This is a genomic window from Nonomuraea indica, from assembly GCF_002850745.1.
GTDB classification, from domain to species: domain Bacteria; phylum Actinomycetota; class Actinomycetes; order Streptosporangiales; family Streptosporangiaceae; genus Nonomuraea; species Nonomuraea indica.
In genome coordinates this window covers 349,987-364,183 of record NZ_KZ559471.1, presented here as the reverse complement: position 1 = coordinate 364,183, position 14,197 = coordinate 349,987, and the positions used below count along the sequence as shown (strand labels likewise).

13 protein-coding genes are annotated in these 14,197 nt (G+C 71.5%); 6 read left to right on the top strand and 7 right to left on the bottom strand.

From position 1 onward, the window contains the following. Position 1 precedes the first annotated feature (1 nt). From CXR44_RS18410 to CXR44_RS18395, 4 genes are all read left to right on the top strand, one after another. Positions 2 to 286: a hypothetical protein gene (locus CXR44_RS18410; protein ID WP_101787286.1), complete on the top strand. Its 285-nt coding sequence runs from the start codon at positions 2 to 4 to the stop codon at positions 284 to 286. A gap of 477 nt (positions 287 to 763) precedes the next feature. Beyond that, positions 764 to 1,765 carry a mechanosensitive ion channel family protein gene (locus CXR44_RS18405; protein ID WP_101787373.1) on the top strand — a complete coding sequence of 334 codons (1,002 nt, stop codon included), beginning with the start codon at positions 764 to 766 and terminating at the stop codon, positions 1,763 to 1,765. Positions 1,766 to 1,774: 9 nt separating this feature from the next. Beyond that, positions 1,775 to 2,155 carry a globin gene (locus tag CXR44_RS18400; RefSeq protein WP_101787285.1) on the top strand — a complete coding sequence of 127 codons (381 nt, stop codon included), beginning with the start codon at positions 1,775 to 1,777 and terminating at the stop codon, positions 2,153 to 2,155. Positions 2,156 to 2,171: 16 nt separating this feature from the next. After that, a complete protein-coding gene (locus CXR44_RS18395; protein WP_101787284.1) occupies positions 2,172 to 3,686 on the top strand; it encodes a glycoside hydrolase family 13 protein in 1,515 nt (504 codons plus the stop codon). Between the two features lie 28 nt (positions 3,687 to 3,714). Here the strand turns inward: CXR44_RS18395 and CXR44_RS18390 are convergent, their stop codons facing one another. The 3 genes from CXR44_RS18390 to CXR44_RS18380 form a co-directional block, all read right to left on the bottom strand. Then, the gene (locus tag CXR44_RS18390; protein ID WP_101787283.1) at positions 3,715 to 4,908 is read right to left on the bottom strand and encodes an MFS transporter; all 1,194 of its coding nucleotides are present in this window, start codon (positions 4,906 to 4,908) and stop codon (positions 3,715 to 3,717) included. A gap of 11 nt (positions 4,909 to 4,919) precedes the next feature. Then, entirely contained in the window at positions 4,920 to 5,303 is a 384-nt protein-coding gene (locus CXR44_RS18385) for an acyl-CoA thioesterase (RefSeq protein ID WP_101787372.1), read from the bottom strand. 260 nt (positions 5,304 to 5,563) lie between these two features. Further along, positions 5,564 to 6,133, bottom strand: coding sequence for a TetR/AcrR family transcriptional regulator (locus CXR44_RS18380; protein ID WP_101787282.1), 570 nt, complete (start codon positions 6,131 to 6,133; stop codon positions 5,564 to 5,566). Positions 6,134 to 6,220: 87 nt separating this feature from the next. Here CXR44_RS18380 and CXR44_RS18375 point away from each other — a divergent pair, with 87 nt between their 5' ends. Together CXR44_RS18375 and CXR44_RS18370 are read left to right on the top strand one after the other, a co-directional pair. After that, positions 6,221 to 6,622 (top strand): nuclear transport factor 2 family protein, encoded by a 402-nt coding sequence (locus CXR44_RS18375; protein WP_101787281.1) that lies wholly within the window; start codon positions 6,221 to 6,223, stop codon positions 6,620 to 6,622. Positions 6,623 to 6,650: 28 nt separating this feature from the next. Then, positions 6,651 to 7,655: a zinc-dependent alcohol dehydrogenase family protein gene (locus CXR44_RS18370; protein WP_101787280.1), complete on the top strand. Its 1,005-nt coding sequence runs from the start codon at positions 6,651 to 6,653 to the stop codon at positions 7,653 to 7,655. Positions 7,656 to 8,134: 479 nt separating this feature from the next. Here CXR44_RS18370 and ettA read toward each other — a convergent pair whose 3' ends face one another. The 4 genes from ettA to CXR44_RS18350 form a co-directional block, all read right to left on the bottom strand. After that, positions 8,135 to 9,799 (bottom strand): energy-dependent translational throttle protein EttA, encoded by a 1,665-nt coding sequence (ettA, locus tag CXR44_RS18365; protein WP_101787279.1) that lies wholly within the window; start codon positions 9,797 to 9,799, stop codon positions 8,135 to 8,137. Between the two features lie 662 nt (positions 9,800 to 10,461). After that, positions 10,462 to 11,703, bottom strand: a complete 1,242-nt coding sequence (locus CXR44_RS18360; protein WP_245899250.1) for a GGDEF domain-containing protein — start codon at positions 11,701 to 11,703, stop codon at positions 10,462 to 10,464. An 803-nt stretch (positions 11,704 to 12,506) separates the two neighbouring features. Beyond that, the gene (locus CXR44_RS18355) at positions 12,507 to 12,767 is read right to left on the bottom strand and encodes an alpha/beta fold hydrolase (RefSeq protein WP_180903529.1); all 261 of its coding nucleotides are present in this window, start codon (positions 12,765 to 12,767) and stop codon (positions 12,507 to 12,509) included. Between the two features lie 566 nt (positions 12,768 to 13,333). Continuing rightward, positions 13,334 to 14,113 (bottom strand): single-stranded DNA-binding protein, encoded by a 780-nt coding sequence (locus tag CXR44_RS18350; RefSeq protein WP_101787277.1) that lies wholly within the window; start codon positions 14,111 to 14,113, stop codon positions 13,334 to 13,336. Between the last annotated feature and the right edge of the window lie 84 nt (positions 14,114 to 14,197).

The window sequence follows — 14,197 nt, the reverse complement described above, 5'->3', positions numbered from 1 at the left end:
GGTGGGGGACGACAACTTCGAGCACCTGGAGCGTCTGGTGTCGGAGCTCGACGCTCGTGGGATGCTCGCACGAGTGGTCCGCACCCAGACCGGGCGGCTGTTCGTCCGGGTGATCAACCCGGAGGCCACCAGCCTGACGGAGAACGTCACCTGCCGGCCGTCCCGGGTCGCCGACCTGGCCGAATGGCATTACTGCTGGTCGTGGGGCGAACCGATGCACGCCGCCGACGACCCGGCGGGCGCGGCGACCAAGGTCGCCCGGGTGCTCGCCGCCGTGGCGAAGTGACGTAGACGGTGAACCGGGTGGAGCGCAGCCACCTCGGCTCACCGTGCCCACGGCGGTCTCACGGAGCCGGCGGGACGGCCGGTGCGGAGGGTCACCCTGCACGCAGGAGCCCTGGCCGCCCCGCCGGCTCCACACCATCCGGCACAGCACTCCACGACGTCACGGAGTGTGACCGAGCGCCGTGCGGCCCATGGGGCCGCGGCGCGCCACAGAGCCGCCCTCCGGGTCACACCGGAGGGCGTCCGGGAGGAAGCTCCCGGGAAAACGGCCGGGACCGGCTTCCGGGTGCCCGTCCCGGCCGAGCCGCACGTCACCGGAGCGTCAGGTCTCGCCCTCCGCGGCCCCGGGCCCTGATGACCCCGTCTTCCCCGGCGTGATGTGACGGCGGCCGGTTCGGTCGGCGGTATCTTTTGGATCGAAACGGTCCAGGGACCCGCCGACCGAACCGCTTCCCAAAGGGGGATCCGCCCAGTGTCCATGCTGGCCGCACCAGCGCCGTCGCCCTCCCCGAAACCCAGCTCGACCGAGTCGCTGCTGCCCAGCCTCGACAAGGTCGGCTCGGACATCGCGAGCGCGTGTCAGGGGGACGGCTTCATCTGTGCCACGGTCGCGGGCTTCTTCGACGGGGCCGTTTGGGCGCCGATCGTCGCCAGCGCCATCACCATCGCGCTGATCCTGCTCCTGGGCTTCGTCATCCGCAACGTCGCGCACCGCCTGATCACCCGGGTGGTCACCCGGGCGGCCGTGGGCGGCCCGATCGCCACCCGCTTCCGCCGCGGCTCCGCCTCCGATGGCATCGACGCCCTGCTGCACGAGCGGCGCAAGCAACGAGCCGAGACCATGGGGTCGGTGCTCAAGCACGTCGCCTCCATCGTCATCCTCGGCACCACCATCCTGACCGTGCTCGACCGGCTGACCATCCCCATCGCCCCCGTGCTGACCAGCGTCGGCATCCTCGGCGTCGCGATCGGCTTCGGCGCGCAGGAGCTCGTCAAGGACTTCATCGCCGGCATGTTCATGCTGCTCGAGGACCAGTACGGCGTGGGCGACGTGATCGACGCGGGCGCCGCCGTGGGCACGGTCGAGGCCGTCACCCTGCGGATCACCCGGCTGCGCGACGCCGACGGCCGGGTCTGGTACGTGCGCAACGGCACCATCACCCGCGTGGGCAACGAGTCGCAGGGCTGGTCGCGCGCCTACGTCGACGTCCCCGTCGGCTACGACACCGACGTCACCGCCGTGCGCGACGTGCTGGAGCGGGTCGCCAAGGAGATCTGGGACGATCCCGAGTTCCGCGAGACGTCGGTCGTCGAGCGGCCCACGGTGTTCGGCGTCGAGCAGCTCTCCGACAGCAGCCTGGTCTTCCGCGTCACCGCCAAGACGCTGCCCACCAAGCAGGCCGACGTCGCCCGGGAGCTTCGCCTGCGGGTTAAGACCGCTCTCGATGCCGCGGACATCGCCATGGTGCCCAGCGCATAGGCTTGGACAGTGACTGAAACGTCCTTTTACGACGCCGTCGGGGGCGAGGAGACCTTCCGGCGCCTCGTACACCGCTTCTACGAGGGGGTCGCCCAGGACCCGCTGCTGCGTCCCCTCTATCCGGAGGAGGACCTCACGGGCGCCGAGGACCGGCTGCGGGGCTTCCTCGTCCAGTACTGGGGCGGCCCCAACACCTACAGCCAGGAGCGCGGCCACCCCAGGCTGCGGATGCGGCACGTGCCGTTCGTCATCGGCGAGGCCGAGCGTGACGCCTGGCTCAAGCACATGCGCGACGGCGTCGAGTCCCTCGGACTGCCCGAGGACCAGGAGAAGCGGCTGTGGGACTATCTCGTCTACGCCGCCCACAGTCTGGTGAACTCACCGTCGTAGCGGGCATGACCGCCCCATGGCTATCCCTTGGTGGCGTGACGCCGTCGTCTACGAGATCTATGTACGCAGCTTCGCCGACGCCTCCGGGGACGGCGTCGGCGACCTCGCCGGGATCCGGCGGCGCCTGCCGTATCTGCGCCGGCTAGGCGTCGACGCCATCTGGCTGACGCCCTTCTACACCTCCCCCATGGCCGACGGCGGCTACGACGTGGCCGACTACCGCGGGGTGGACCCGCTGTTCGGCTCGCTGGCCGACTTCGAGGCCCTGGTCGCCGACGCCCACGAGCACGGGCTGCGGGTGATCGTCGACATCGTGCCCAACCACAGCTCCGCCGAGCACCCGTGGTTCCAGGAGGCGCTGCGCGGCGAGCACCGTGACCGCTACGTCTTCCGCTCCTCCGCCGAGCGGCCCAACAACTGGCAGTCGACCTTCGGCGGCCCGGCCTGGACCCGGGTGGCCGACGGCGAGTGGTACCTCCACCTGTTCGCCCCCGACCAGCCCGACTTCAACTGGCGCAACCCCGAGGTGCACGCCGAGTTCCTCGACGTGCTGCGGTTCTGGCTCGACCGCGGCGTCGACGGCTTCCGCATCGACGTCGCCATGGGGCTGTACAAGGCCGAGGGGCTGCCGGACGTCGAGGACCAGTCGTTCCAGTCGAGGTCGCCGGTGTGGGGGCAGCCGGAGGTGCACGAGGTCTACCGCCGGTGGCGCGCGCTGCTCGACGGCTATCCGGGCGAGCGCATGGCCGTCGGCGAGGTCTGGACCGACGACCCGGCCGACCTCGCGCTCTACGTCCGGCCGGACGAGCTGCACCAGAGCTTCAACTTCGCCTGGCTGCAGGCGCCGTGGTCCGCCACCGCCTTCCGCAAGGTCATCGACGACACGCTGGCCACCGTGCCGTACGCCACGTGGGTGCTGTCCAACCACGACGTCGTACGGCACCGCACCCGCTACGAGACGGCCGATCCCGGCACCGGTCTCGCGCGGGCGAAGGCGGCGCTGCTCACCATGCTGGCCCTCCCAGGTAGTGCATATCTCTACCAGGGGGAGGAACTAGGACTCCCCGAGGTGAAGGATCTTCCCCCGGAGGCGCGGCAGGACCCCGTCTTCTTCCAGACCGGCGGCGAGATGCCGGGCCGTGACGGGTGCCGGGTGCCGCTGCCGTGGACGACCGGCGGGGCCTCGTACGGGTTCGCCCCCGACGGGGTGCTGCCGTGGCTGCCGCAGCCGGACTCGTTCGGGGCGCTGAGCGTGGCGGCGCAGGAAGCGGACCCGAACTCGACGCTGGAGTTCTACCGCCGGTCGCTGGCCGTACGGCGCGAGCTGGTGGGGCGGATCCCGCACACCATCGAGTGGCTGGACTCCCCCGCGGACACGCTGTTCTTCGCCCGCGGGCCGGTGGTGTGCGTGCTCAACTGCGGCACGGAGGCGGTGCCGCTCCCGGCGCACGACCGGATCCTGCTGGCGAGCGGCCCCCTGCCGGACGACCGCCTGCTGCCTCCTGACACGGCGGCCTGGCTGCACACCTGACCCCCGCGAGCGGGGCCGGCGCTCGCCTTCAGGACGCCTCGGACGGGGGCCGGCCCTGCTCGTGGTGCGCGCTGCGTTCGCCCCGGGCCGGGATCACCGGCAACGACAGCAGCGCGGCCACCAGTCCGGCGGCGAACCCGGCCCAGTACCCCACCTCGGTGATCAGCAGCCCGGCCAGCGGCGCCACACCCAGCGCGACGACGTTCTGGACCGTGTTGTGCGTGCCGAGCACCCGTCCCGCCCATCCCGGCCCGGCGAGCTCACCCGCCGCCAGGTAGGCGAGGCCGTTCCCCGCCACCGTGATGACCGCGGCGAGCGCCAGCATGACGGGACCGAGCCACGACCCGATGACGGCGCCGGCCACCAGCAGGCCGAGCACCACCAGAGCGCCGAAGGTCAGGCGGCGCAGCGGCGCCATGCGCAGCCCGCTCCGGTCGGACCACCGGCCCACCGCGACGCGCACCACCGCCCCGCCGATCGCCGCCACGCCGAACAGCTGTCCCGCCCGGACACCGTCCCACCCGTACACCTCGACGAGGCACATCACCCCGTAGGTGCCGACGACGGCCTGCGGGACGAGCTGCAGCGCGCTGGTGGCGTGCACCCGCCACAGCGCCGGCTGCCGGTAAGGCGACGCCGCGGGCGCCGCACCGGCGCGGGAGACCCGTCGCGGCGGCCCGGCCAGGAACAGGGCCGCCAGCGCCGCGGCGAGCAGACTCACCAGGGCGCACACGGCGAGCACGCCCCGCAGCCCGTACGCCCGCGAGACCGGCGGCAGCACGAAGGCGGCCACGGCCATGCCGAGCGTGTAGGAGACCTGACGCACCCCCATGGCGACGCCGCGTTCGGGCGGCTCGAACCAGCGCAGCACGATCCGCCCGCCTCCCACCATGGCCGCCGAGCCGGCGGCTCCGGCGAGGGCCAGCAGGACGACCACCGCCCAGATCTCGCTGACCAGGGCCACGGCGGCGAAGAACACCGCCGCCAGCCCCACTCCCACGCCGAGCACGAGGCGCTCGCCGCGCCGGTCGGCCAGCGCGCCCCACGGCACGAGGGCGAACAGGACGCCGATGGACGGGGCGTTCGCGATCAGCCCGGCGACGGGCAGCGACACCGCGAAGAACCGCTGGACGTCGGGCATGACCAGCGGCAACCCGAACAGCCCGAGCGTCACCCCGGCATGCGCGTTGACCCCCAGGCCGAGCATCGCCCAGCGCTTCATGCGGGCGGGGATCAGCCGGGGATGAGGAAGCGGTTGAGGTAGGCGACCTCGTCCTCGGTCAGCCTGCGGGGCGCGCCGCGTTCCACGTCGTAGGCCACGACGACGGAGAGCGCCGTCACGAACACCTCGTCGTCGTCCCGGATCTCGTAGCGCAGGGTGAACCTGACGGGCCGCACCTCCGTCACCCACGTCTCCACGCGGACCGGGTCGGCGCGGAAGCCCAGCGGGCGACGGTAGTCGATCTCGTGCCGGGCGATGACCATGCTGTTGAAGGGGGCGTCGCCGGCTTTGTACGGATCGATATGGAGCATCCCGAGGCGCGCGTCCTCCAGGTAGTCGAAGAAGCGGACGTTGTTGACGTGCCCGAGCGAGTCGATGTCCGCGAACCGCACCATGCGGGGGAAGACGTGCCGTTGGGCGAGGGAGTTCTGCACCACGGGCGCCACGCTACCGGGCCCCGCGTCCTGGCCCGCCTCCAGGTCCCCCACCGCCTCCAGCCCGCGTACCGGAGGGGAGCGAAGGTGATCGCCGGATGGTCGGCCTCGAACCCGGCGTCCGTGGACCCGTACCTCTCCGCGACGCGCTGCGATGCGCCGGCACCCCGAGCTGACCGGTCGCCTACGGCTCAGCGTCCCGCGGCTCAGCGTCCCGCGGCTCAGCGTCCCGCGTCGAGGATCTGCTCAGCCAGCTCGCGTGCGGAGGCCGCGGGGTCCGTGCCGGTCCGGGTCGCGCCGACCGCCAGCGTGCCGTCGATGAGCAGGAGGAGTTGCCCGGCGGCGTGCTCGGGCCGGGAATGCCCGAGCCGGTCGAGCTCGTCCCGCAGAAGGTCCTGGACCCGCCGGCGGTATTCGCGGGTGATGGCGTGGCCGGGGTGGGCGGGATCGGCCAGGGCGAGGTCGGCGGCCAGGTAGCGGCAGCCGCGGAAGCCGGGCGCCGCGATGATCTCGCCGAGCCGGTCGAACACGGCCAGGACGCGGGCCCGTGGATCCTCGCCGGCGGCTCGCATGGTCTCCTCGTAGCGCGCCGTGTCCTCGTCGGCGCTTCGCCGTAGCACCTCGGCGATCAGCCCGTCCTTCCCGCCGAAGTGCTCGTACAGCGAGCGTCGGGCCACGTTCGCCGCTTTGAGGATGGCGTCGACGCCGACGCCCATGCCGTGGCTGTAGGTCAGCTCCTGGGCGGCGTCGATGAGACGTTCTCGGGGTCCGGAGGCGGGGCGGGGGCTCACGTTCCCAGGGTGCCACCTCTTGACGGATAGATCAACCGTTCTATATATCTGACTGTAGACCGAACGTTCTATCTCCAGGGAGTCCACGTGACGCTCACCACGACCACCGAGGTCATCGACCGCTTCAACCGCGCCTTCACCGAGCACGACGCCGCCGCGCTCACCGACCTCGTCGGCGACGACTGCGTGATGGAGGCGATCCAACCGGCGCCCGACGGCGCCCGCTACGAGGGCCGTACCGCCTGCCTGGCGTTCTGGCAGGCACTCGCCGGCAACCGCGACGTCCGATTCGTGCCCGAAGACGTGGTGGTCGCCGGTGACCGCGCCACCATCCGCTGGCGGTACCACTTCGGGCCGGGTCCCGCCGACTCGGTACGCGGCGTGAACCTCATGCGCGTACACGACGGGCGGATCGTCGAGGCGCTCGGCTACAGCAAGACCGCCGGTGAGGTCCCGCTGGCGGCGACCGAAGCAGAGCACGGCCGCTGAGCACCGGCCCCGGAAAGGAACCGAGATCATGCGCAGTTACCACCTGGCGGACGGAGGCGGCCTGGAGGGCCTGTCGATCAGGGAGCACGAGGACCCGGCGCCCGGCCCCGGGCAGGTCCTGGTCGCCGTGCGCGCCGCCTCACTGAGCTACCGCGAGCTGCTCGTGCTGCGCGGCGAGTACGTTCTGCCCGTCAAGCCGGACGTGGTGCCGATCTCGGACGGGGCCGGTGAGGTCGTCGCGGTCGGCCCGGGGGTCCGCTCGGCCCGGGTCGGTGACCGCGTCATGGCCACGGTGTTCCCGAGCTGGCAGGACGGCCCGTTCGGCGTCCGGCACCTGCCGCAGCTGGGCGGCTCCCTCGACGGCATGCTGACCGAACTGGCGATCCTCGGGGAGGGCGCGCTCGTACCCGTTCCCGCGCATCTGTCCTTCGAGGAGGCCGCGACGCTGCCGTGCGCCGCCGTCACCGCGTGGAACGCCCTCACCGGTGACGGCGGCGGTCTACGGCCCGGACAGACCGTGGTGGTCCAGGGGTCGGGCGGGGTGTCGCTGTTCGCGCTGGCCCTGGCCAAGACGCTCGGTGCCCGAGTGATCGCCACGACCAGCGGCCCCGCCAAGGCGGCGCGGCTGGCGGAGCTCGGCGCCGACGAGGTCGTCGACTACCGGGCCACCCCCGACTGGCCCGGCCGGGTCCTCGAGCTGACCGGCGGCCAGGGCGCCGACCGCGTCATCGACGTCGCCGGCCTGCTGGAGCAGTCGCTCAGGGCGGTGATCCTGGGAGGGCACGTCGCGTGCGTGGGCTTCGTCTCGGGGAGCCCGCCGCCCGTCGATCCGCGTCTGCTCTTCGCCTCCGGCGCCACGGTCCGTCCGGTGGCCGTGGGGAGCCGTGCCCAGTTCGTCGCGATGAACCGCGCCATGGAGGTCAACCGGCTGCGGCCGGTCATCGACCGCGTGTTTCCCTTCGACGACGCTGCCGGCGCCTACCGCCACTACGCGTCGGGGCAGGCGTTCGGCAAGGTGGTCATCCGGCTCTGAGCACCACCCGCCACCCCGCGCGCCTCTCGGACGAACACCGAAGTCGCCGGACAAGGCCCGACGACTCGCACGGGCGTCCGAGTAACGGCGACTCGCGCCGCCGTTACCCGCGCGTGTTACGCCACGCAGCCGTACGAGTACGGGCGACGCAGCCGTACGAGTACGGGCGCCTCGGGCCGAGGTGCCGGCACGGACGCCTCACCCACCCGTACGGGTGCGAGTCACTTCGCGCGGGTTGGCAGCACGGACGCCGCACACGCCCGTACAAGCGCGGCGGAGACCCGCCGTCGCACCAGGCGGGCACTCGGACATGACTGTGTTGGGCCCTTTGGCCGGGCTCCTACGCCGTCACCACGCATGTCCGGTGAGCACACACGAACGCTTCCCGGCCAGGGCCGACAGATCGCGTCGAGGACGCGAGGTCCGTCAGGCGCCGGGTCAGACTCTGGCGGGAAGCGCTCGTCTACACCATCGCTGTGTCAGTCGCGGTGCAACTTGCGGTAGGTGACCCGGTGCGGGCGGGCGGCGTCGGCGCCCAGGCGCTCGATCTTGTTCTTCTCGTAGTCGGCGAAGTTGCCCTCGAACCAGAACCAGTTGGAGCCCTCTTCCCACGCCAGGATGTGGGTGGCGATGCGGTCGAGGAACCAGCGGTCGTGCGACGTGATGACCGCGCAGCCCGGGAAGTCGAGCAGGGCGTTCTCCAGCGACGACAGGGTCTCGGTGTCGAGGTCGTTGGTGGGCTCGTCGAGCAGCAGCACGTTGCCGCCCTGCTTGAGGGTCAGCGCCAGGTTGAGCCGGTTGCGCTCGCCACCCGACAGGACCCCGGCCTTCTTCTGCTGGTCGGGCCCCTTGAAGCCGAACGCCGCGATGTAGGCGCGCGAGGGCATCTCGACATTGCCGACCTTGATGTGGTCGAGCCCGTCGGAGACGACCTCCCAGACGTTCTTGCTGGGGTCGATGCCGCCGCGCGACTGGTCGGCGTAGGAGATCTTGACGGTGTCACCCACGACGATGGAGCCGTCGTCGGGCGTCTCACTGCCGGTGATCATCCGGAACAGCGTGGTCTTGCCGACGCCGTTGGGGCCGATGACGCCGACGATGCCGTTGCGCGGCAGGTCGAACGTCAGCTTCTCCATGAGCAGCCGGTCGTCGAAGCCCTTGGTGAGGTTTTCGGCCTTGATCACCGTGGTGCCCAGGCGCGGGCCCGGCGGGATCTGGATCTCCTCGAAGTCGAGCTTGCGGTACTTGTCGGCCTCGGCGGCCATCTCCTCGTAGCGCTGCAGACGGGCCTTGCTCTTGGTCTGGCGGGCCTTCGGGTTGGAGCGGACCCACTCCAGCTCCTCCTCCAGGCGCTTCTTGCGCTTGGCGTCCTTCTGGCCCTCGACCTTGAGGCGCTGCGCCTTCGCGTCCAGGTAGGTGGAGTAGTTGCCCTCGTAGGGGTAGGCACGGCCGCGGTCCAGCTCAAGGATCCAGGTGGCGACGTTGTCGAGGAAGTAGCGGTCGTGGGTGACCGCCAGCACGGTGCCGGCGTACTTCTCCAGGTGCTGCTCCAGCCACTGCACGCTCTCGGCGTCGAGGTGGTTGGTGGGCTCGTCGAGCAGCAGCAGGTCGGGGGCCTCCAGCAGCAGCTTGCACAGCGCGACGCGGCGGCGCTCGCCACCGGACAGCTTGGTCACGTCGGCGTCGGGCGGCGGGCAGCGCAGCGCGTCCATCGCCTGCTCGAGCTGGCTGTCGAGGTCCCACGCGTTGCGGTGCTCGAGCTGGTCCTGCAGCTTGCCCATCTCGGCCAGCAGCTCGTCGCTGTAGTCGGTGGCCATCTGCTCGGCGATCGCGTTGTAGCGCTCGAGCATCGCCATGGTCTCGGCGACACCCTCCTGCACGTTGCCGAGGACGGTCTTCTCCTCGTTGAGCGGGGGCTCCTGCTGGAGCATGCCGACGGTGAAGCCCGGCATGAGCTTCGCCTCACCATTGGACGGCTGCTCCAGGCCGGCCATCATCCGGAGCAGCGTCGACTTACCGGTGCCGTTCGGCCCCAGGACGCCGATCTTGGCGCCTGGCAGGAACGACAGCGTGACGTCGTCAAGGACAACCTTGTCGCCGTGCGCCTTGCGCACGCGCTGCAGCGTGTAGATGTACTCCGGCATGCCTTCTAGCTTAGGGGCTCCTCGGCGAGCTTCCGCCCCTCCGTCCCCCGCACCTGTGGATGACGGTGGACCGGTACGAACGTGTGGCGATCGGGAACGCCTCCGTCCACCTCCGACGGCTTTCCGCCCGCCCGCCACCAGAGGCAACAGCCCCTCGCTCCCCCTCTCCGTGGAGACCTCCAGGTCGCCGAAGACGGTCATGGCGACCGTGCGCGGGATCGGCGTGGCGGCACACACGAGCACGCCGCCGACCCGGCCTCCGTACGAGACCGGCGAGCCGTACGGGAAGCCGAGCCCCGCGGGAACGGCGGCCCCAGGAAGAACGGACCGCACGCGCCCGGGGAGCTGCGAATCGGGCACCGGCGCGGACCGGTCACCGGCTACGGGGTAAGAGCCGCGAACCGCCCGGAGCCGGGGCGGCGGACGCGGGGCCGAGGGGACGAGGGCGCCAGGGGAGGATGCCAGGACGAGGGTCCAGGACACGAGGCCGAGGACGCCCAGCCGAGGACGCCCAGCCGGGAACGCCAAGACAAGGACCTAGGCAGGGAACGACAGGACGAGCACGCCAGGCAGAGGACGACAGGCAGAGGACGACAGGACGAGCACGCCAGGCAGGGGACGACAGGCAGGGGACGACAGGCAGGGGACGGCAGGTGGGGGCCTCAGGCGGCGGGGGGTGCTTCGGGGATCTGTGGGGGCGGGGGTTGCACGGCGGGGATGCAGATGCGGTCACGCCCCAGTTCCTTGGCCCGGTAGAGGGCGAGGTCGGCGGCGGCCAGCAGCTCGATGAGGTCGTCGCCGTGCACGCTCATGATGGCGACGCCCGCCGAGATCGTCACCGTGACGAGGGCGTCGTCGGCGGTGACCGCCATGCGGCTGATGCGGTTGCGCAGGCGTTCGGCGACCCGCCGGGCTTCGTGCAGGTCGGCGCCCGGCAGCAGGACCACGAACTCCTCTCCCCCGAACCGGCCCACGACGTCGTAGTCGCGCAACTGGCTGCGCAGGGTGGTGGCGACTCCGGCCAGGACCTGGTCGCCGACGAGATGGCCGTGCCGGTCGTTGACCCGCTTGAAGTGGTCGATGTCGATGATGACCAGCGCGAGCGTCTCGCCGGTGCGGCGGGCGCGGACGATCTCGGTGTCGGCCTCCCGCTGCCAGGCGGCCGCGTTGAGCAGCCCGGTCTTGGGGTCGGTGCGAGCGGCCGCCTGCAGCTGGGCGTGCAGGAGACTGCGCTGGAGCAGGACGACCGGTGGCAGGGCGATGATGAGCAGGGTGAGACTCAGGCTCGTGGCGACGGCCACGATGACGCCCAGGCACAGCTCGACGACGTCGAGCAGCACGCTCTCCCTGTCCCACAAAACCGCGCGCCATGGGACCTCGGGGTCGGCGGTGTGCGCGGCGATGGCGATGAGCGCCGTGTTGACCAGCGCGAACACCAGCGCAGCCACGACCGCCAGCGCGATCGTCGCATACTCCCCCCGCAACAGGGCCGCGGGGCCGGAGACGAACCTGTGGAACACCACGGAAGCCGCGCACCCGGCCAGCCCGATGGCCGCCGCTGTGACGACCCGGCGGTGGAGCACGGTCGCGCGTACCCGCCACTGCGCGAGGATCTGCAGCACGATCGGCGCGAACAACGCGTAGACCGGCGGCAACAGCAGCGCCACCGGCAACCACCAGGCCGACAGAAGGTCTCGGGAGACCCCCGCCGGAACCCCGAGCCGCCTGGTCGCCTCGATGCAGGCCACGCCACAGCCCATGAGTGCGGCGAACGTCAACACGTCCGCCCAGCTGAACGCGGTGGTCGCCGCGAACGCCACGATCGCGATGAGATCGACGATCACCAGCCCGACGAGGTAGGCCACCAAGGGGCGGCGCTGGCCCAGGAGCGGCCATCTGCTCACCAGTGTTGACGCACCGTCGCGAGGTGTGATCGAAGGGTGACCGGAGGCCGCCATCACGTCTCCTCCCTGACTAACGATATGTAACACAATAATTGCGGAGTGTGCGCTGCGCGATGGGAACCACTACGTTGGGCAACGCGACCACCTGCGTTCCGTGGTCCACGAGAAGGCGCCCGCTCACTCCGCGAGCAGGCCGTGCCGGAAAGGAGCAGCCATGGTGCGGGGCGTGATCTGGACCTGACAGAGATCTAGCCAGCTGACACCGGAAGCATCATCGGCCGAACCGGTTCCTTCGGCCTGCCCCGCATGTGATCGCGAACGGCCGATGCCCCCTCCTGCTCACCCCTTTCCGTCACCCGCGCCATGCCGCGCGCCTGCCGCCGGTGCGAACGGCCAGGGCGAAGCACTCCCCCACCCCGCAGCTGATCGCCGAACTCTCGCGCCCGCCGCAGCGGACACCGTCGGACAAGGAGCGGCCCGTCGCCGCCCGCACCGCCTCCGCCGGACGAGCAGCACCACGCCGGCAGGTTCGGCACATCACGGGATCCGTGCCAGCAGGCAGGAAGATTATCGGGGGGCGGCGACAGCATTCACCAGCGGCCGAGATCCACGCCCGACCGCCGGCCGTGACTCGCCTGGAGACGGCCGGCACACCGGCCCTGGCCGACCACCCGCCTCCCGCAGGTGAGAAACCGTCCTTCAGGACCCCGTCGCCTGGCGCGCCGCCGCCGTGGAGGCGCCGACCGATCCACGACGGGCTGGACATCGAGAACCTCGACGGAGCCCTCGATGTTCGCCGAGGGTCACAAGGTGCGCAGGAAGTCAGCGAGGATCTTGTCGTAGGCGTCCGGGCGCTCCATGTTCGGGTAGTGGGCGGCCCCGTCGATCGAGGTGGCGCGGCCGTTGGCGACGGCGGACGCGACACGTTCTGCCATGCCGATGTGGTCGGGCGAGTCGAGGGCTCCGTTGACGGCCAGCACAGGTACGTCGATCCTGGCGACGCGGTCCCAGGTGTCGCGAACGGGGATGAGCAGGTTGGGTTCGCCGGCCGCGTGCTTGGACATGCGCAGGGTAAGGCGGAGGCTTACCTGCATGTCGGGTCCGCGAGCCTCGGCGACACGGTTTCGTCGGCGTACGCCAGCCGGGTGAGGCCCATGCCCTCGGCCGCGGCGGACATCGTCCTGAGGCGGCCAAGGCAGTGACCCATCGCCGCGGAGGTCGTCGGGGGGCATCGGCTCGTCGGCGGGCGGAAGTGACGCGGCGTGTACGGGGACGATCCAGTGAGGTGCGGGCACCGTGGCGAAGGTCGCGCGGCCCAATGCCACGATGCCCGAACACTGCGGCAGGCACACACCCGAGTCAGTCGAGACGACCACCCGTTCGGTGCCGCGCGCCGAGAACGTGGCCGGAGCCCGGGTCAACGCCTTCCACACTCGTGCCCGCCCGACCAAAGTCCGCGCGGCCTGGGCAGCGGGTGGAGGACTGTCGGTGGTCATGTGCGGCCTGTTCGCCGTGTGCTGCTCCACGTCCGTGTGTCCGGCTCCGCGCGATGCGCCTTCGCGTCCCTGTCCGGCTCTGCGTCCATCCCCGCGTCCCGTACCCGGCTCCGCGTCCGTGTCCGGCCGCTTGGTCAGGCGGCTGCGCGTTCGTCGGTCGGCCATTCGGCGTCCTCGGACTCGCTCTCGTTGTCGTCCGCGCCGAGGATGCGCACCGCGGCGCTGCTGCCGGCGGCGCCCTTCCTCGCCTTGGCGGCGCTCTGCCGGGCGCTGCCCGTCTTGGGAGCGGGGGTCGTGGCCACGTCCTGCCGCGTGGTCACGACCTGGGCTGAGCCCGGGTCGACGGACAGGGCCGGGTCCACGGGCAGGGATGGGGCGGTGGCGGTGCCGTCCGGTGTGGTGGCAGGCTGCGGGGTCGCGGGCGGGGTGGAGAGGTCCAGGGGGCTCGGAGCCGGCCGCGTCGCGGCGGGGGGCCTGGTGCCCATGGCCCAGTCTTCGGTCTCGGCGTCGAGCCGGTCGCGCATCTCCCTGCTGACGCTCGCCCCCGCGCCGCCCCTGTCGGGCTTGGCGAACACGCCCGTGCCCCAGCGCAGGTCATGGCCGACCGCGCTGGCCTCCACCTCGGGCATGAAGCGCCGGTCGCCCTCCGGGCCGAACTCGCGGATGCGCAGCTTGCCCGACACCACCACGGGATGCCCGACCTTGATCGACTGAGCCACGTTGTCACCGAGGGCCCGCCAGCAGCGCACCGCGAAGCACACCTTCTCGCCGTCGGTCCACTGCCCGGTTTTCCTGTCGAAGTAGCGGTGAGCGGTCAGCACCCGCAGCGACGTCACCCTCGCGCCGTCCTCGAAGGTGTATTGACGGGGCTCTGCTGCGACGTTGCCGGTGAGCGTGATGTAGATGTCGTTCATCCGTTGCCTCCCATGCGGCGGGCGGGCGGAGTGCCCGCGACCTGGTACCACGGTGCCGCAGCGGGTACGCGCGCACGGGAGGCG

What these genes read in the sequence shown, in the direction of transcription:
- CXR44_RS18390 (WP_101787283.1), bottom strand. Translation starts at nt 4,908, where the DNA reads ATGAAGCGCTGGGCGATGCTCGGCCTGGGGGTCAACGCGCATGCCGGG.
- CXR44_RS18405 (WP_101787373.1), top strand. Translation starts at nt 764, where the DNA reads ATGCTGGCCGCACCAGCGCCGTCGCCCTCCCCGAAACCCAGCTCGACC.
- CXR44_RS18370 (WP_101787280.1), top strand. Translation starts at nt 6,651, where the DNA reads ATGCGCAGTTACCACCTGGCGGACGGAGGCGGCCTGGAGGGCCTGTCG.
- CXR44_RS18385 (WP_101787372.1), bottom strand. Translation starts at nt 5,303, where the DNA reads ATGGTGCGGTTCGCGGACATCGACTCGCTCGGGCACGTCAACAACGTC.
- CXR44_RS18350 (WP_101787277.1), bottom strand. Translation starts at nt 14,113, where the DNA reads ATGAACGACATCTACATCACGCTCACCGGCAACGTCGCAGCAGAGCCC.
- ettA (WP_101787279.1), bottom strand. Translation starts at nt 9,799, where the DNA reads ATGCCGGAGTACATCTACACGCTGCAGCGCGTGCGCAAGGCGCACGGC.
- CXR44_RS18355 (WP_180903529.1), bottom strand. Translation starts at nt 12,767, where the DNA reads ATGTCCAAGCACGCGGCCGGCGAACCCAACCTGCTCATCCCCGTTCGC.
- CXR44_RS18395 (WP_101787284.1), top strand. Translation starts at nt 2,172, where the DNA reads ATGGCTATCCCTTGGTGGCGTGACGCCGTCGTCTACGAGATCTATGTA.